At 49.8% G+C, this 17,674-nt stretch carries 13 protein-coding genes; 1 reads left to right on the plus strand and 12 read right to left on the minus strand.

Annotation, left to right across the window (positions count from 1 at the left end):
- Window positions 1–135 precede the first annotated feature (135 nt).
- The 9 genes from GUA98_RS22505 to GUA98_RS22545 all read right to left on the minus strand — a co-directional run bounded on the left by GUA98_RS22505 (window position 136) and on the right by GUA98_RS22545 (window position 12,156).
- Complete coding sequence (locus GUA98_RS22505) at window positions 136–1,773, minus strand: extracellular solute-binding protein (protein ID WP_193724449.1); 1,638 nt, start codon at window positions 1,771–1,773, stop codon at window positions 136–138.
- A gap of 126 nt (window positions 1,774–1,899) precedes the next feature.
- On the minus strand, window positions 1,900–2,808 hold the full coding sequence (locus GUA98_RS22510; protein WP_095293099.1) for a carbohydrate ABC transporter permease: 909 nt from the start codon (window positions 2,806–2,808) through the stop codon (window positions 1,900–1,902).
- A 15-nt stretch (window positions 2,809–2,823) separates the two neighbouring features.
- Window positions 2,824–3,801, minus strand: coding sequence for an ABC transporter permease (locus tag GUA98_RS22515; protein WP_095361997.1), 978 nt, complete (start codon window positions 3,799–3,801; stop codon window positions 2,824–2,826).
- 313 nt (window positions 3,802–4,114) lie between these two features.
- Window positions 4,115–5,527: an alpha-L-fucosidase gene (locus tag GUA98_RS22520; RefSeq protein ID WP_193724450.1), complete on the minus strand. Its 1,413-nt coding sequence runs from the start codon at window positions 5,525–5,527 to the stop codon at window positions 4,115–4,117.
- Between the two features lie 376 nt (window positions 5,528–5,903).
- The gene (locus GUA98_RS22525) at window positions 5,904–6,962 is read right to left on the minus strand and encodes a Gfo/Idh/MocA family protein (RefSeq protein WP_193724451.1); all 1,059 of its coding nucleotides are present in this window, start codon (window positions 6,960–6,962) and stop codon (window positions 5,904–5,906) included.
- Between the two features lie 270 nt (window positions 6,963–7,232).
- Window positions 7,233–8,099 (minus strand): sugar phosphate isomerase/epimerase family protein, encoded by an 867-nt coding sequence (locus tag GUA98_RS22530; RefSeq protein WP_193724452.1) that lies wholly within the window; start codon window positions 8,097–8,099, stop codon window positions 7,233–7,235.
- Window positions 8,100–8,205: 106 nt separating this feature from the next.
- The gene (locus tag GUA98_RS22535) at window positions 8,206–9,963 is read right to left on the minus strand and encodes a glycoside hydrolase family 35 protein (protein ID WP_193724453.1); all 1,758 of its coding nucleotides are present in this window, start codon (window positions 9,961–9,963) and stop codon (window positions 8,206–8,208) included.
- A gap of 1 nt (window position 9,964) precedes the next feature.
- Window positions 9,965–11,425, minus strand: a complete 1,461-nt coding sequence (locus GUA98_RS22540) for an alpha-L-fucosidase (protein WP_193724454.1) — start codon at window positions 11,423–11,425, stop codon at window positions 9,965–9,967.
- Window positions 11,422–12,156, minus strand: coding sequence for a copper homeostasis protein CutC (locus tag GUA98_RS22545; RefSeq protein ID WP_193724455.1), 735 nt, complete (start codon window positions 12,154–12,156; stop codon window positions 11,422–11,424). Before GUA98_RS22545 ends, GUA98_RS22540 begins: the two co-directional genes overlap by 4 nt.
- Before the next feature lie 138 nt (window positions 12,157–12,294).
- Between GUA98_RS22545 and GUA98_RS22550 the strand changes: the two genes are divergently transcribed.
- Window positions 12,295–13,227 (plus strand): helix-turn-helix domain-containing protein, encoded by a 933-nt coding sequence (locus GUA98_RS22550; RefSeq protein WP_193724456.1) that lies wholly within the window; start codon window positions 12,295–12,297, stop codon window positions 13,225–13,227.
- A 47-nt stretch (window positions 13,228–13,274) separates the two neighbouring features.
- Here GUA98_RS22550 and GUA98_RS22555 read toward each other — a convergent pair whose 3' ends face one another.
- The 3 genes from GUA98_RS22555 to GUA98_RS22565 all read right to left on the minus strand — a co-directional run bounded on the left by GUA98_RS22555 (window position 13,275) and on the right by GUA98_RS22565 (window position 17,547).
- On the minus strand, window positions 13,275–14,285 hold the full coding sequence (locus GUA98_RS22555) for a sialidase family protein (RefSeq protein WP_193724457.1): 1,011 nt from the start codon (window positions 14,283–14,285) through the stop codon (window positions 13,275–13,277).
- A 170-nt stretch (window positions 14,286–14,455) separates the two neighbouring features.
- Window positions 14,456–14,647: a hypothetical protein gene (locus GUA98_RS22560; RefSeq protein ID WP_095362005.1), complete on the minus strand. Its 192-nt coding sequence runs from the start codon at window positions 14,645–14,647 to the stop codon at window positions 14,456–14,458.
- A 116-nt stretch (window positions 14,648–14,763) separates the two neighbouring features.
- Complete coding sequence (locus GUA98_RS22565; RefSeq protein ID WP_193724458.1) at window positions 14,764–17,547, minus strand: glycoside hydrolase family 3 C-terminal domain-containing protein; 2,784 nt, start codon at window positions 17,545–17,547, stop codon at window positions 14,764–14,766.
- Between the last annotated feature and the right edge of the window lie 127 nt (window positions 17,548–17,674).

Genomic DNA, 17,674 nt, shown 5'->3' on the forward strand with positions numbered 1-17,674 from the left:
GACAACCACTCGCTCTGGTCGTTAACTACCTATAAATAATCCGTATTATATCGGAGGAAGTGGGGTTGTCAAAGGATAAAACTGTCCCGGTCATGGGTGACTTCGGGACAGTCTCGATCTTGAATTCCTCAACTATTATTGATTCTTCTCAATTGCACGCTGGTAGATCTCAAGGTAATTGCTGAGTCCCAGTCCATCGAAGCCTTTGACATATGAATCCCATTCCTTATCGATGCTTTTGCTGCCGATAATGAACTGTGCCATATTGGTCTGCACATAATCCTTGATGGCCGTGGTAAGTTGTGCTGCCGATTCGGTATCCTCCGGACGAATAAATACATTTGCCGGATATACTTCTTTTGGTGCATATGGTTCATACACATTGGTCGCTTGAGCCAGCCTTGTACCGTAGCCTTCTGCCTCTAATGGATTTTGACCTTCGGCAAACAGGTTACGGAACGTATTGGACAAGTCATGTGCTCCGATCTGCGACCAGCTTTCGTTAACAACTACGTTCGGGTCACGTTCAGGCAGGTTGTAGTAGCTGTACTTGGCAGGCTCGCCATTGATGTTTTTCTCATCTGCATCCGCCTTCTTCCATCCCTTGCCTTCGGTTGGACCATATTCCGCGTACAGGGCACCTTCTTCACTGAACATGTAATCCACAATTTTGATCGCCGCAATTTGTTGTGCTTCTGTTGCTTTGTTCGTGATGGCAAACTCAAACTCGCCTACACTCTGTGTAGCACCTGTGGTCTGTACGCCATCCGGTCCTTTCAATGGAGGAACGATCTCCCAATGCTGGTGACGTGTAATATCTTTGTCATAGGTGTTCACAAGATAGCTGACCAGTGCTGTCGTAATGGAGCCGACCACTTCGTCGCCTTCCTTATTCCCCAGCTGTCCGATCGCCTGATCGTTTTGCGTGAAGGATGCCGGGTCAATCAGGCCTTCTGCATACAGCTTGTTCATGTACTCCAGCCCTTTTCTCCACTCATCCTTGTTTGCTGCAAAATCAACCTTGCCATCGTTCACGATCAGGTATTTATCGTTATCATTGTAAATAAAGCTGTTCATCAGGTAGGCATCAATGTTGCCGTTCCATACATACTTGTTCGGTGCGCCAGTGAGAGGAATCTCATCTGCCTTGCCGTTACCGTTGGGGTCCTGCTCTTTGAACGCCTTCAGCACCGTGTACAGTTCATCCGTCGTTGTTGGCATTTTCAGGCCCAGGTTATCGAGCCATTCCGTGTTGATCCAATATTTCTGTGCGTACGTACAGTGGTAACATTCGTTGAAAATCGGCAGGGCATAGATGTTGCCGTCCGGAGCTGTGATGGCTTCTTTGAAATACGGTTTCTCTTCCATGATCTTGGTCAGATTCGGGCCATATTCCTTAATCAGATCCTGCAGCGGAAGGAACACGCCTTGTTTTCCATAGTTCTGAAGATCTGAGGTGGTGAACTTGCCGTGAAGGAACACTTCGGGATAATCACCACTGGCGAGCAGCAATTGTCTGCGGTCCTGCAATGCGTCTGTCGGGGCCAGATCCCATTTCAGGGTAACGTCGAACTTGTCTTCGATAAATTGGGTGAACTCATTCTCTTCCATGGACGCTTTGCCTTGCGGGGCAAAGAAAGTCATCGTTACAGGGCCACCGCTCTCGCCGCTACCGTCGCTAGCTGCACCCGATTCTTCGGATGAACCGCATGCGGACAACAAAGCCATTGAAGCAAAGACCAGAAACAACATCGAAATCCAAGATTTTCTCAATCTGACTCCTCCTTTTTGTTCAAAACGGCATACAACTCGTTTACTGCACGTATAAAACCGATCCCGGAAGCCGGCGTGTTCCTTCCACCTCCTTTCAAGAGGCCAGCCGGGCATCATTGCTGTGAATTATCCCTTGAGGGAACCCACCATGACCCCTTTGACAAAATGCTTCTGTACAAACGGATACATGATCAAAATTGGAATACTTGCGACAACGATAAGTGCATATTTCAATACCTGCTCGAAGCCCTGATCTCGCATCTGCTGACTGGTATTGGCGAGCATCGCCGGATCAGCCGCATTCAGGATGAGCAGATTGCGCAGCACGTATTGCAGCGGGAACAACTTTTCGGAACGCAGATAGATCAGAGCGTCAAAATACGCATTCCAGTGACCTACGGCATACATGAGTGTCATAACAGCCAGGATGGGCTTCGACAACGGAAGAACGACACTGATCAAATACCGGATATCCCGGCAGCCGTCCATTTCCGCCGCTTCTCCGAGCTCTTCCGGGATGGAAGACTGGAAGAAGGTTCTCGCGACGATGACCTGGAACACCGCGAGCGCCCCTGGCAGCCACATCGCCCAGCGTGTATCGAGCAGGTGCAGGTCCTTCATCAGGAGGTAGGTTGGAATCAAACCGCCATCAAAGAACATCGTAATCATCATGAAAATGATAATGGCCCCTCGTCCATAGAACGACTTGCGTGACAAGGGATAAGCCAGCATGACGGTCAGTGCCACGTTAATGAATGTGCCGACCACGGTGTAGATGATCGTGTTGTAGAAACCGAGCATGAGCTGCTGGCTTTTGAAAATGGAGATGTATGCCTTGATGTTAAAGTCCACCGGGAACAGCCACACCTGACCGGATGTAACGGCTCGTGAAGAGCTAAATGAAGAACTGATGATATACAAGAGGGGGTAAAATACCGTTAACAGTATGGCGAACAGAAAGATATAGTTGAGTGTCATGAAGATGCGGTCACCTAGCGGATCCTTGATCCGGTTACGATTAAACAGGTTGAACATGGATGAGCTCCTCCTTTACCACAAGCTGTTCTGGGATACTTTGCGGGAAATGCCGTTGACGATGATCAGCAGGATCAGATTGATAATGGAGTTGAACAACCCTACTGCCGAGGAGAAGCTGAAATTGGCACCGATCAGACCAACCTTGTACACGTACGTGGAGATGACCTCCGATGCGCTTGTGTTGAGCGGATTCTGCATCAGATATATTTTTTCAAAGCCGACACCCATAATGCTGCCCAAACTCAGAATCAGCATGATAACGGTGACTGGAACGAGCGTTGGAAGGTCGATATGCCATATTTTCCGAAGCCTTGAAGCCCCGTCCATCTTCGCTGCCTCATACAGTGATGGATCCACACCAGCAAGGGCGGCGATGTATATGATGGATGAATATCCCATGCCCTGCCATACACCGGACCAGACATAGATGGATTTGAAGTATTCCGGAATGCCCATGAAGTTGGTCATCGGGAAGCCGAGCAGCGTGAACAGCTTGTCTACCACGCCCACATGCGGGGACAGCATTAGAATAATAATGGATACCATCACGACCGTGGAGATAAAATGCGGAGCGTAAGTGACCATCTGCACGGTCTTCTTAAAGTAACCCGTTCGGATCTCATTCAGCGCCAGCGCAAGCAGGATCGGAATGGGGAATCCGGCGATCAGGGAGTAGAAGCTGATGCCGATCGTATTTTTGATCAGGAGCCAGAAGTTGGGGGATTCGAAGAATGCTTCGAAGTGTTTGAATCCGACCCAAGGACTTCCCCAGATCCCTTTGACTACACTAAAATCCTTAAAGGCGATCTGGACCCCAACCATGGGAATGTACTTGAAGATCAACAGATACAACACGGGAGGCAGAACGAGCAGATAGAGCTCCCAATGTTTCTTGAGGCTTTTGATGAATGGATGCTGCCTTTTGGGCTCCACCTGATTCCTTTGCTGGAGCTCCAGGCTGGCGGGTATGCTTTCCGTAGCTCGACTCATTTGCGTCACTCCTTCTACACCTCAAGTGTAATAATACATTACATTTACTTCTCTTAAACATCCTGTTTTTCGATCAAATTGATATTTTAGCGCTAACCGTGTTAGTAATAGTATCAGGTAGCGCTTTCCTGATTCGATAGTACATGGAATCTAGTTTTTTGATCAATTCGTAATTTTCTCCCACCTCTCCATATTCCATAAATCCTTGTGGCACAAGCATTTTTGCGCCTTTATTATGTGGAATTCCACCTCCATATACTGAAATACAAAAATCCCGGAGGCCCTGATTTCTCCCCCGGAATTCACATGCCATCTACCCACGTGTTAACAATCTGAACGTATGCGTGATCGGCGCTGTCCCCGAAATAGCCGATGGTGGCAGATCAACAACAAGTCCATTTTCCGTCTGCTGATACGAAATTACGTCATTGGTACCAATAAGTTCGACTCGCTCTACTTTCTCCAAATAAGGGATGATGACTTGTGCTTCTACTGCTTCGTTCTCGTTTCTGTATAAACGGAAGGCGTACACGGTGTTGATCTCTTCCTTCTGTGTAAAGGCCCAATCCTTCGTAAAATAAGGTCCGCAGATCCGGGTTCCATAGATCCCTTCACCGTGGATGTTGAGCCATTCACCAAGTGCCTTGATGCCCCTCACTGCCCCTTTGGGAAGGCGACCATCCGGCTGCGGTCCAACATTCAGCGCCAGGTTGCCGCCCTTGGACACCACTTCCAGCAAAATGTGTGCCAGCTGTCTTCCCGATTTATACTGGTCATCAAATCCGAAGGCGAAGGAATTCCCTACTGTAATGCAGCTCTCCCAAGGGATATTCATCGGGTGTTCCGGGATGGTCTGCTCTGGGGTAACAATATTCTCATATGGCCCACCTACCGTGCGGTCTGCTGACAGAAGCCATGGCTGCGTTGTCTGACGTGCCCGCTCCACAACTTCTCCAAGTCTGATATCCTGGCCGTGGCGACCCTCACGTACCCAACCGGCATCCAGCCATAGACATTCGATCCGGCCATAATTCGTCAGCAGCTCCATAATCTGCTCATGTGTGAACTCCACGAATTTCTCCCACAGCCACGGATACTTGTGGGGATCGTAGGATGGTCCGCGCCACATGTGGCTTCCGCGCTCCATTCCAGGTGCCCAATAATATGGGGTATGCCAGTCCGCTTTGGAGAAATACGCCGAGATCCCCAGTCCCTTGGCCCGGAATGCGTCAAAGAGTACTCTGCAGATGTCCGCATATTTATGGGTATGAAACGGGGTATCCTTGCCCGTGATCCGATAATCGGTTGTATGGGTGTCCCACATGCAGAAACCGTCGTGGTGCTTCGTCGTGAACAGGAAGTATTTGAAGCCATTGTCTGCTGCCATCTGTGCCCATTCTTCGGGTTGGAAACGGATCGGGTTAAAGGTTTTGTTCAGATCGAAATATTCCCGCTTGAAATGCTCCATGTCGTCCGTCCAGTCGATGTCATCACGCGACCAATCGCCATCCTCATCGCTCAGTGCCCAGGACTCCACGAGTCCAAGCTGGGAATAGGGACCCCAGTGCATCATCAGCCCCAGCTTCTGGTCCTTGAACCACTCCAGCCGCTCAAGGAGCAGCGGATCATCCGGTTTGACCCATTCTTCCTCTTTGCTAAAATTGTGCACCCCGGCTTCAACGACCTGTTCTTCCTGTTCCAGCACCACGTCTTTGGTTTCGCTCATCCCGTTCATCTCCTTTGGATTAGATGTCATAAGCTGAATAAATAGCTTTACCCTGGGCCACTGCGCGGTCAGAACCATCCTCCGATCGCTGTTATCCCCGGATTTTTTGGATTCCCTTTTCCTGCAGGGAAAATCCAGGGATAAACGCGACCGCTTCGCTTCTTCAGATTGGTTCTGCACTCTCCGTTATCGTGTAACGGTTTAGTTCAACTGAGAAAGGCATATAAACCCTGTCGCTTTGTTCCTTAAGATCGGTTTTGCACTCTCTATTTGCATAAACGTTATTTTAAAGAAGTCGCTTTTAACCAGAACATGATCGAGCAATTTGCCATCTTCGGCTCATCGTTATCTAGGACCTCTCGATTTCTCGTTTCAGTTACAGTGAAATTTCGCGTCCCTCGCGTGCTGACTCGTAGATGGCACAGAGCATTTTCATCACTTCCACGCCGTCCTCTACGGGACTAAGCGTTTCCTTGCGGCCCTGTGTGCTGTCGATAAAATGGTTGATCTCATTGCGGAACGAGCCCATAAAATCGAAGGATTTGAAATCGACTTGTGGGGTCATGTTCAAAATGGTGTTGAATTTCTCGCTAATGATCGAGATTTCCGGCTCCAATTCGGCACCGCCCTTGTCGCCGTACAGTTTGACTGAGGTTTCATCCGCTTTCGCATGAAGTGTGAAGCTGACATCCACAAGCAGGCTTGCCCCATTTTCGAAACGAATTAGGGCATTCGCCATGTCCTCAACCGTGTTCTGGTCAGCGTCATAGTCTGCGGCTTTGTAAAAGGACAGATTCTTGATATGGGCACGATTGCCGAGTCGATTGGACACGTTGGCAGAAACGGATTTCACCTTTGGTCTGCCCATCAGGTACCAGCAAATATCGATGACATGCACGCCAATATCAATCAGCGGACCGCCGCCGGATCGATTAATATCCGAGAACCAGCCGCCCGGGTTACCGAGGCGACGCAGGCTGGATGCTTTGGCATAATAGATCTCGCCCAGCTCACCCGCATCAATGAACTTCTTCAGAATCTGCGCATTGTCGCTATAGCGGCGTACAAAACCGACCTGCAGCAGCTTGCCGCTGCGATGAACGGCTTTCTCTACTTCGAGGGCATCTTCTACGGTTTGGCATAGCGGCTTCTCACACAGCACGTTTTTGCCCGCGTCCAGTGCGGCAATGCTGATCTCTGCGTGTGAATCATTCCATGTACAGATGCTGACGGAGTGAATCTCCGGCAAAGCCAGCAGTTCCTTGTAGTCGGTGAATACATGAGTTGCATCATATTTTTTCGCCATGTCTGCGGCACGTGCTTCATTCAGGTCACATATGGCGTATATTTCAACGTCTGGATTACTGGCATAGGCTTGCAGGTGGCAATCGGATATTGATCCGGCACCGATGACGGCGACTTTCAATTTGGACATTGTGCTGATCCCTCCATAAATAAAATTAGTCACACATTAACACTACGCTGGCAGAACCACCTTCCGATCGCTGTTATCCCCAGATTATTCAATGACTTTATAAAGGTGGAAATCCGGGGATAGCGTATGCTTCCGGAGCAGCTTTCTTGCAGAAAGCTTTTAGGTGCACGCTCCGCTTCTCCAGAATCGAATTCGCCCCTACACTACTTCCACAAATTTTAACAATTAGGCCATGCTTAATATCAATTTATTTAAAACAAGTACTCAGCCCTATGCCTCTTCCCATAGGCGGCGAACGTTATCCATCGCAATGCGTGAAGCCGTTTTGCAATTTTCCATACCCTCGAATTCAACCGAAATATATCCGTCATACCCGGATTGCTTCAGTACACGGAACACCTCAGGCATGTCGATGTCGCCATGGCCCACAATGGCACCGCGCAGGTAATTGCCGTGCGAGGTTTGGAACCAGCCTTCACCGGGATTGCGGTAAGAAGATCTCCAGTAGAAGTCCTTGGCGTGCACAATCGACGCGTATGGAATGTTATTTTTCACAGCACTCACCGGATCTTCATCTACACAGAGAAAATTACCGACATCCAGCGTAGTTTTGAAATTCTCCCGTGCCGTTTCATGCAGCAAACGCTGAATCCGCTCGCTGGATTGCACATAATACCCGTGATTCTCCACACTCGTTGTAATTCCGAAACCTGCCGCATAATCTGCAATTTGCTGACAGGCCTGCACCAGTACCGGCAGGTCCGTTTCAAACTGCGCTACAGTCCCTTCTTCAGCCGGACGAAAAGCTACATCATGACGCATGAGCTTAACACCCAGCGCAGCCGCCGCATCCACATGCCGCATCACATTCTGTATCTCTTGCTCCAGCGCAGCCGCGTCCTCCTGTACAACGAAGTTTGCGCCAATCGCATAATTGGAAATGTCGATTCCGACTTCTTCTGCCGTGTGTTTAATTTCATCAATCAACTCTGGATTGTCGATCAGACTGAATCCCATCGGTACAATCTCCACATGCTCGCCGCCCTGCTCGGCAATAAATCGGATAGCATCCGGCACGGTCAATTCCTTGCGATCAAGCGCCTGCTGCAGACTGTAGGTACTAAGTCCAACTTTCATACTTCACCTCATCCTCTCTTGTAGTCGATGACCATACCCAACGTATACCTTTTTCCGGATGGCTCGACAATTCCCAATAATCGTTTGCTATGCTTTTTTCCTTTTCCTAGCCCAAATCTGCCTTATTTACAAAAGTTACTGCCTGATCGGTCGTCTTATGCAGTTCAAACACGATGATTTCATTTACACCTTGGCGCAGCAGCGGCGCAGGGACGTACAAGGTTTTTTGCGGCCCTTTATCCCAATATCGCCCCAGATTGAAGCCGTTTACATAAACCACACCCTTGGTCCAATGGTCCAGTCGCAGAAAGGTATCCTGCGCTTCGTTGACTTGAAAGTTCCCCCGGTAAAATGCCGGACCCTCCATATCTGTAGATCGTTCGCCGAATTGCAATCCGGATAGCTCTGTCAGCGGCAGACAATGAATGGTCCAATCAAATAGGAATTGAAAACCATGACGTACTCCCTCTGTAATGCCCTTCGGATCTCTCAGGTAAGGTCCATAGTTGATTCGCCCCATGTTTTCAACAAGGATCGTAATGTCCGCACCCTCTTCTGGCACTTCAAAGAATACTGACAAAGCATCGTTGCCGCGTTCCAGCACGCCCTGGAATTGTCCATCCACAAATACCAGCGCACGGTCATGCACCTCTTGAACCACCAGCTCCTGTCGCTCTCTTGGCCCGGAAATTCGGGTTTGGTACAAAATAAATCCATAATCCTGACCGAGCTTTTCCATCGGTTCCGGATTGGTTCGCTGAACTGGGACCGAGATATTGTCCACCTGTCTCAACAGTTCTGCCTGTTCCGTCAACTCCACTCGCCCGTAGGCAAAGGTGCCCTTTGATTCAGGCAGCACAAGCTCTCCCATATCGCGGCCGCTATACCGGGCAATAAGCTCACGTACTGCATGGAATTTTGCTGTCGGCTCCCCTGATTCGCTAAGCAGAGAGTCGTAATCATAACTTGTAATGGTTGGCTCGTATTGATTCTTTTGCTGACAGTTTGCCCCGTTGTAGAATCCGAAGTTTGTTCCGCCATGGAACATATAAAAGTTAACTGAAGCTCTTTCTTGCAGCATCTCTTCGAATACACCAGCTACGTCCTCTGCACCACGAGTGTGATGTGATTCTCCCCAGTGATCAAACCAACCGTTCCAGTACTCCATACACATCAATGGTTCTTCGGCTTGATATGTACGCAGCTTGGCAAAAGCCCCTTGCGTCCCTGAGCCAAAATTGACCGTAGCCAGGTGCCCTGGCACTGATCCGGCCTGCAGCATGTGGTCTGTCGGACCATCCGAGGTAAAGAGCAGTACATCGATACCACGCCGCACCATGCCGTCGCGCAAATATTTCAGGTAACTCGCATCATTTCCGAAGCTGCCGTATTCGTTTTCGATCTGCATCGCGATGATTGGTCCGCCTCGGGTGCTGAGGAACGGTTGCAATTTGGGCAAAAGCACATCATAATAACGGTCCACATTCGCCAGAAACTGCTCATCATTACATCGAAGACGTATGGCATCATCAGCCAGCAGCCAGGAAGGCAATCCCCCGAATTCCCATTCGGCACATATATAAGGACTCGGACGGACAATCACATACAGACCCACATCTGCTGCAATTTGAATAAAACGCTCCAGATCCGCCATGCCTTCAAAACGATACTGTCCCGGCTGTGGTTCATGAAAATTCCACGGCACGTATGTCTCCACGGTATTAAATCCGCAAGCCTTCAGCTTCAATAGCCGGTCTTCCCAATATTCAGGGACTACCCTGAAATAATGGATGGCTCCTGACAAAATTTGAACAGGCTTGTTATCATACATGAATTGTGAACCTTGATAGGTCAGAACCGCCATGCTACACCTCTCCCCGCTCGCTCAGATACACACCCAGCCTGGTCAACGTAGGGTACCACCTGGATTGATGAATGGTTAGTCGAACCCTTCTCGATGTGACTCTCGGAAAGCGACAAATTCGTTTGTACCCTACAATCGTTCCGGTATATATCTCATCCCAGGTACCGTCTGGCCTGCTAACCTCCAGTGTAAAACGCTCAATCCGTTGACCTATCTGGATCTGTTCCATCAGCACAACCCGGTCAAATGCTGTCTCCGTCAGCAAATCCACCTCAATCCAGGCCTGCTCTGTTCCTTCGCGCGGACACCAATACGTATCCCGCTGTTCACTCAGCACTTGCAAGACTTCATGTTGTTCATCCATCGTCTCCGATGCTTCAGCCTGTGCATGCCATGCCAGGTCTTCCTGAAACGTGGTACGCAGGACGTCTCCCAACTCCTGAAGCCGTTCCACATCCCGTTCATGAATAAGGCCACGTGTATCCGGCGGCAGGTTGAGCAGAAAACTGGCATTGCCCCCTACTGCGCCGTAGTAAACGGTGAGCAGCTCTTCTAGCGTTTTGACCTGAGTATCCTCGCTTGCATGATAGAACCACCCTGGACGAATGGATGTATTCACCTCGGCAGGGTACCAGATCAGTTGGGCACCTAGATCACGGATGACCTCTCTGCTTCCCAAATCACTGTCCTGCGTATTGACCCTTCTAGCAAACTCCCCATCATCCACCTGCTGGGACTGCTCCTGAATTTTCTCATTATCCTGCATATGCGCCGGCACAACACTCCATTCCGATTCTCGTGTATGACCAGCCTCGTTGCCGCACCAGCGGACATCCGGGCCGCATACCGAGATCACAGCTTCCGGCTGGAGTTCCCGGATAAGCGCATAGTAAGCGTCCCAGTCGTAGACCTGCCTTTTGCCATTCGGACCTTCGCCGCATGCTCCGTCAAACCACACACAGAAGATATCGCCATAATTGGTGAGCAGCTCGCGCAGCTGATGGAGGAAAAACTCGTTATACCTCTCTGAATCCCCGTATGATGCCTCATGACGATCCCAGGGGGACAAATAAATGCCAAATTTCAAGCCGCCCTCACGGCAGGCATCGGCCACTTCTTTTACCAGATCACCTGTGCCGCTTCTCCACGGACTGGCTGCGACTGTATGCTCGGTAAACTGACTTGGCCACAGACAAAACCCATCATGATGCTTGCATGTCAGGATCAATCCCTTCATACCTGCCGCCTTACACGTCTCCACCCATTGCTCTGCGCTGAGTTCCGAAGGATTGAAGATTGCTGGGCTTTCTTCGCCAGTCCCCCATTCGCGATCCGTGAATGTATTTACCGTAAAATGAATAAAGGCGTAGAACTCCATCTCCTGCCATTCCAGCTGGCGCTTGGAAGGACTGACTTGTGCTGCAGCTTTGACCCAATCGGCTGCTTGTAGGCCATGACTCATCGTGTATCACTCCCGTCATTCGTGGATTGGAATGCACTTAACAGATGCTGTTTGGCTTCTTCAACCATCTGCGGATGAATGGGCTTATGAAAACTGCCTTCATATCGGACACCTGAACCCATATGTATTTCCGTGATTCCCGTTTGCCTCACCAAATCCCTAATCCTATCCAAGGTTACTCCTGAGCCAGCCATTACCGTTATATCCAACGCCTGACTCAGTTCATGGAGCTGTTTCAATTCAGAAATGGCTTCAGGTGCTGTCCGTTTTCCTCCAGATGTCAGTACACGTTCTACTGGTCCCAGCGTGCTGATGGAATGGAGTGTTCCTGTCAGACTTGCGCTCACATCTATGGCTCGATGAAATGTAACACCAAGTCCCTGTGCTTCGGCTAGACATGACTCCATGGCTGCAAGATCAACCTCTCCGCCTTCCGACAAGGCACCGACTACAATGCCAGATGCTCCAAGTTCTCTAGCTGTACGCACCTCCTGGGTCATAACACGGATGTCCTCGGCGCTATAGCAGAACGAGCGGCTATGCGGACGAATCATGACATATACCGGAATGGAAACTTGGGACACCACTTGCTGGGTAATGCCAACGCTGGGGGTAAGGCCTCCTTCAGACATGGCAGAGACCAATTCAATTCGATCTGCTCCACCCTGCTCGGCTGCCCTGGCGTCTGCTGCATCTACTGCAATCACTTCCAATATGGGCTGTCTCTTCATTGGATAACTCCCTTCGTTCCTTCCAATATATAAGTCCTTGAGGCTTCTCACCATTCACAAAGCGTCCGGTTTTTTGACCTTTTGTGCCTACTGGCCGAGTGGTATAATCTGTGACAACAAGTTCAAGGCGGTGATTCCATGGATACGGATGTGATCTTTCCCAATATGACGAGCACACTGCAAGTTACGGGTTGTCATTTTGGCAGGAAATCACCCGGTTGGGTCTATCCAAAGCACCATCATCATTTATATGAAGTTCTGTATTGCCAATCTGGAGAAGGCAGAATGCTGATCGGTGCGGATGAAATTCTGCTTGGTCCAGGAGACTGGTTCTTCATCCGTGCAGGTGCCAGACACCAGATGGAGAACGCCCATACCAATGAGTCCACAGGCGACATGGAGCCGATCCATCATTCACGCTTTGACTTTTTTAATATTCACTTCGACATAGATGATTCTGAACTGCGAAGAACGCTGAGCATGCAGGAATATCGCCTGATTCCCCACAGCAAGGCAGCTGCCACTGAACTGCCTGCCTATGTAGCCAAGATTGAACGGGAGATGCAGCACAGTCTGTCCTCGACTTCCCTGTCAGCTGCAAATGGCTCAGAAACCAGAATCACCCTGACCTCTGTTCAGAAAATGGCGCTGCAAGCCTACATCCTCCTGATCATTCAGGAGATCATCCTGCTGCAATCCGAAGAAGCTGATTCTATCCCGGACGCCATACCTGAGGTCACCATGCATAAGGCGGATACTGCACATCGCATCGAAGAGCAGCTGCTGAACATGATTTCGAGTGAAGGTTCCATCTCACAGATGGCCGAGGAGCTGAATCTCAGCCGCAGCCAGTGCACCAAAATATTCAAAGAAATATACGGTATCTCCCCTCGGCAATATGTCACGGAGAAGAAGCTTAACCATGCAAAACAACTGCTCGTCAGTACCAACAAGACCATTGAGGATATCGCAGATGAACTTGGCTATCACTCCGTGAGCCACTTCTCCAGGCAATTCAGACGGGGTACCGGACTCTCACCGAACCAGTTCCGTCCACGCCCTATGACATAAGGACCGTCAAAGCGCATCACTTGTGCATTGGCGGTCCTTATTCCTCGCTATTGATTAACGGTCAGTTTCCAAAACGCAATCCGATCCCTGTTCCATGTATAGGTAACATACAGTTCCTTCCCCTTGGATATGATGGCCGGATAGGAATATTCCCCCGGTTCGTTTTCCAGTATGAATTCATCACCCCAAGTTCGGCCATTATCGACTGAAAAAGCAAAAACCAAAGGAGTTCGCGGGCTATCCGTCGCATACCCACTGACCGGATTGTAGACAAGCGCAAGCAAACCGTCCTCCATCAACGTGGCATCAATTCCGCTATTGTTGTTTGGCAGCTCTGTCTGGTAAGCCTCACACCAGGTCCATCCACCATCATCCGAATCACTGCGATAAATAAACCCCTCGGTGCTGCGCAGCAGCATATGCACACGCTTCTCGCCGGAAGACCACAATGTGGGCTGGATCAACCCTTTGGCAAACCAGTGCTCTGTCCCAACATAGGTGGACAGATCCATCGGTACATCAGCACTCTTCGTCCATGTGCTCCCATGATCTGTCGAGATATCGACAAACGACTCCCAGATCTGGTGGCCTGGAACCTCAGAGTCAGGTCGTTCAATGGAAGCTGGAGCCAAAATCGTCCCATCCTCCAGTTGAAGAGGCTTGTTGCGGACCGGACCGCGTCCACCCCGATCTCCAGGCACCAGTTCTTGGGGCGCGCTCCACGCATGCCCACCGTCCTCCGAGCGAATGATGCGGGTATGCCAATCCGTAATCTCGTGCCCTACCTTGTAAAACAACATCAGCGAATCACCCAGTACGAACAGCACAGGGTTCCAGTGAGCAATGCCTTCTTCATCTGCAACTTTGCGCGGAGCGGACCATGATCCATCTTCCTGCCTTGCCACCCAGATTGCGACATCACTTGCCTTCTCATGACTGCCCGCAAACCAAGCAGCGAGTACCACTCCATCCGGTGAAACAGCAACGGTGGAAGCATGACTGCTCTGAAAAGGCTGACCTTCATGAAAGACATACTGCTTGTCGGCAATGATCTTCATCAATGGATTCTCCTTTGGATGATCACAATTTGTTATTTTTGTTATTTTAATATCGTTATTATAATTTAGGTTTAGTCTAAAACGTTAGGTTCAGCACGTCAATACAAAAAAAGACACCCCGGAGGGTGTCTATCTTGCCTTGATTTCCTAATTGGTCATCCAGGCTTTTTTTATTTTTTGCGACGAGCCTTCGTCATTCGATTAAACATAATAAGTGCGGCAATCACCATGGCAATCATGGCGATACTACTAGCTGATTCTTGCGACATGCCGAACAGCATACCCAGGTTGGTTACCAGGCTTCTTACAATCAACGCCACTGCAATCAGCAGGATTGGACTCCAAAAATTATACCTTCTCATATCCTTCGCAACACTCCTGACCAGATTGTTCAGAATTCCAGGATCTCCTAACAACATCATAACAGTCAGCCTGTCCAGTGACAACATGCCCATCACGGGATGACTATATGCCTGTGCTAGACCTGTTTGAATTCAATCCAGTCGATCTGCAGACCCGGTTTGGTGAAGTCCAGCTTCAACTCATACAGCCCTGCTTCCAGTTCTACTTTTACAAGCTTCTGTCTGATCCATTTGCCTTCTGTACCATTGGTCTGAATGGTCGTCATCAACTGGTCATTCAAAAGCACATTACATGCGCTTTGCGCCAGTTCCGGCTCAGGGGACATGATCTGTACGATAATCCGATATTGGCCTGCCTCGTCCACTTTCATGTAGACTGGCTCGCTTACAGCAGGCTTCACCTGTGCATTCTCAGCCAGAGCCTGGGCCCGGTCGGCAGCAAGGGATGCATTGGCCTGGAAGGAAGCCACGTTCTCCACGATTTCGTGTTTTCTCGAGGAAACCGGTGCATTCATGATGAACTTGCAAATATTGATCGCCGAGCGCTGGAGCTCTCCGCGTGTCAGGGTTCCATTTGCCAGGGATTCAATCGTGTTATCATCCCAGCCGTTAATCTCTGCGCCATAGTTCGGCACAACCATGTACAGATCGTTCTGGGCACGAATCATCCAGTTTGTATATTTGCGGTCAGCCTCTCCGCCTTCGACCACATCGTTCATAATGGCCCACCAGTCTGTCATAACAATCCCGTCGAAATTCCACTCTCCACGAAGAATGGTCGTGTTCAGATCGTAGTTGGATGCAGCCCAGTGTCCGTTAATCGGGTTGTAGGAGGTCATGATGGAATTGGCGCCGCCTTGTTTCACGGCAATTTCGAACCCTTTCAGGTAAATCTCACGCAGGGCACGCTCCGAGACTACCGCATCGACCTTGCTGCGGTGTTTCTCCTGATTGTTGCAGGCAAAGTGCTTCAGGGTTGCGTTGGATCCGCCCTTCATAATACCTTTCGTGCATGCTGCCGCAAATACACCCGAGATCAGCGGGTCTTCGGAGAAGTACTCGAAGTTACGACCGTTGAGCGGGCTGCGGCGAATATTGAGTCCAGGTCCGAGCAGGGTATCCACCTGATTTCTTAGCAGCTCCTGGCCTTCCATGACGTACAGCTCTTCAACCAGATCGGTATTCCATGTTGCTGCCAGCAGCGTACCGATCGAGACTTGTGTCGCTTTCTCCCCACTATCCATACGAATGCCGGACGGGCCATCCGCTGTGCAGGCTACAGGAATGCCGTAGTTAAACAGGCTGTCGCTGACACCACCGAATGCGGACGCTGTACCAGAGGTAACAAGCGGACTGCTCATACCTTCGCCTCGTACGATCGCAGCCAGATCCTGATCGCTCAATTGGGCGATGAAGGCTTCCAGACTGACTTTTCCGTTTTTGACATCGCTCAATTTGTAACCTTGGTTACCCGTTTGCTCCAGCGTTTGAGGCAGATTTTGCCCAATCCGGTCTGCCATCGAAACCTGACGCTTCGGCACGTCTACATAAATGAGCTCGTACGACCCATCCGCCTTGCGAGCACCAGGCTTCATCCGAGTGAAATCTTCGGTTGGGGCCATCGCCTCTTGCAGCTGCTCTACCAATTGAATCGTTTCTACGATGTACCCATCCTGACCGTCAATTTCGATGTGGTCGGCTTGTTTTACACTGGTACCGACATGCAATCGATACGTGCCTTCTTCGAGAACGTAAGCAGATGCATATCCTGTGACGCCTGCATCATCATAGGATGCCATGGTATGTACCGGGAAGCTTACCGTCAGCAATTCTGATTCTCCAGGCTGGAGCAGTCCTGTTTTGCCGAAGGCAGCCAAAGCCTTCACAGGTTGTCCCAACTTGCCCTGTGGTGCTTCGTAGTACACTTGTACAACCTCTTTGCCCGCATATGTTGTGCCCGAGTTGGTCACGTTTACACGAACTTCAATGAAGGTTTGGCCTTCTCTGGAAATCGTGCGAGCATCTTGCGGTTGAATGGCAAACGTCGTATAAGACAGGCCGTAACCGAATTCAAATTGCACCTTTTCAGGTCGAAACGTTTCGAAATAACGATAACCCACATAAATATCTTCCTGATACAGGTTCTTGAACTCGTTGCCATAGTTAATTGTTGAAGGGTAATCCTCGATGGAATACGCAATCGTATCCGTCAGTTTACCGCTCGGTGTAACGTCACCCGCCAGTACATCAGCAATTGCGTTACCACCCTCCATACCACCATGCCAGGAGTAGATGACGCCCTGAACCGGATGTACATACGTTTCGTTCAACCAGCTCATATCGATAATGTTGGAGACATTCAGCACCACAATGGTATGTTCAAAATGCGCTGTAACCTGCTTCAGCATGGCTTTCTCATCTTCGGTCAGCTGGTAACTGCCTGGTGCATCGGCGTTATCCTGATCTTCCCCAGCAGTACGTCCAATGACCACGATGGCTTTGCCGGACTTGCTTCTTGCCTGTGCAACCAATTCATCGGTCAGTGGCATTTCCTTCTGGTTCCAAGGCTCAGCGGCCCATACTTTACCGCCATCATCAAATGGATTTTCCTCAATCCACTTTTCATAAACGGCTGCCAGCTCTTCATTAACGGTGATATTCTTCTTGCTGCGAAGCCCATCCAGCAGGTTCGTTGTATATGCTACATGCACGCTTCCGCCTGAACCCGTGCCGCTGCGATAGTAGTTAACTTGAATCCGGCCAAAAACTGAAACGTTTTCGTTGTCACGAAGAGGAAGTACCTGACCTTCGTTTCTCAATAGTACCGCGCCTTCTGCGGCAACCGTGCGGCTAAATTCTGCAAACCCTTCCAATGGAACCCCGATTTGATGTGTACTCAATGATTTCCCTCCTGATTGTTCTCCCCATAATCCATGAATCGCTATCCCTATTCAGTGATTTGGTAGATTCACTTGTGCATAGTCCCATATTAACAGATTCTATAGAAGAAAATAACTCAAGAAACCG

The organism is Paenibacillus sp. P13VS, from assembly GCF_015143645.1.
In the GTDB taxonomy this organism is placed as follows: Bacteria; Bacillota; Bacilli; order Paenibacillales; family Paenibacillaceae; genus Paenibacillus; species Paenibacillus xylanilyticus_A.

What these genes read in the sequence shown, in the direction of transcription:
- GUA98_RS22555 (WP_193724457.1), bottom strand. Translation starts at nt 14,285, where the DNA reads ATGAAGATCATTGCCGACAAGCAGTATGTCTTTCATGAAGGTCAGCCT.
- GUA98_RS22540 (WP_193724454.1), bottom strand. Translation starts at nt 11,425, where the DNA reads ATGAGTCATGGCCTACAAGCAGCCGATTGGGTCAAAGCTGCAGCACAA.
- GUA98_RS22535 (WP_193724453.1), bottom strand. Translation starts at nt 9,963, where the DNA reads ATGGCGGTTCTGACCTATCAAGGTTCACAATTCATGTATGATAACAAG.
- GUA98_RS22515 (WP_095361997.1), bottom strand. Translation starts at nt 3,801, where the DNA reads ATGAGTCGAGCTACGGAAAGCATACCCGCCAGCCTGGAGCTCCAGCAA.
- GUA98_RS22560 (WP_095362005.1), bottom strand. Translation starts at nt 14,647, where the DNA reads ATGAGAAGGTATAATTTTTGGAGTCCAATCCTGCTGATTGCAGTGGCG.
- GUA98_RS22550 (WP_193724456.1), top strand. Translation starts at nt 12,295, where the DNA reads ATGGATACGGATGTGATCTTTCCCAATATGACGAGCACACTGCAAGTT.
- GUA98_RS22520 (WP_193724450.1), bottom strand. Translation starts at nt 5,527, where the DNA reads ATGAGCGAAACCAAAGACGTGGTGCTGGAACAGGAAGAACAGGTCGTT.
- GUA98_RS22530 (WP_193724452.1), bottom strand. Translation starts at nt 8,099, where the DNA reads ATGAAAGTTGGACTTAGTACCTACAGTCTGCAGCAGGCGCTTGATCGC.
- GUA98_RS22510 (WP_095293099.1), bottom strand. Translation starts at nt 2,808, where the DNA reads ATGTTCAACCTGTTTAATCGTAACCGGATCAAGGATCCGCTAGGTGAC.
- GUA98_RS22545 (WP_193724455.1), bottom strand. Translation starts at nt 12,156, where the DNA reads ATGAAGAGACAGCCCATATTGGAAGTGATTGCAGTAGATGCAGCAGAC.
- GUA98_RS22525 (WP_193724451.1), bottom strand. Translation starts at nt 6,962, where the DNA reads ATGTCCAAATTGAAAGTCGCCGTCATCGGTGCCGGATCAATATCCGAT.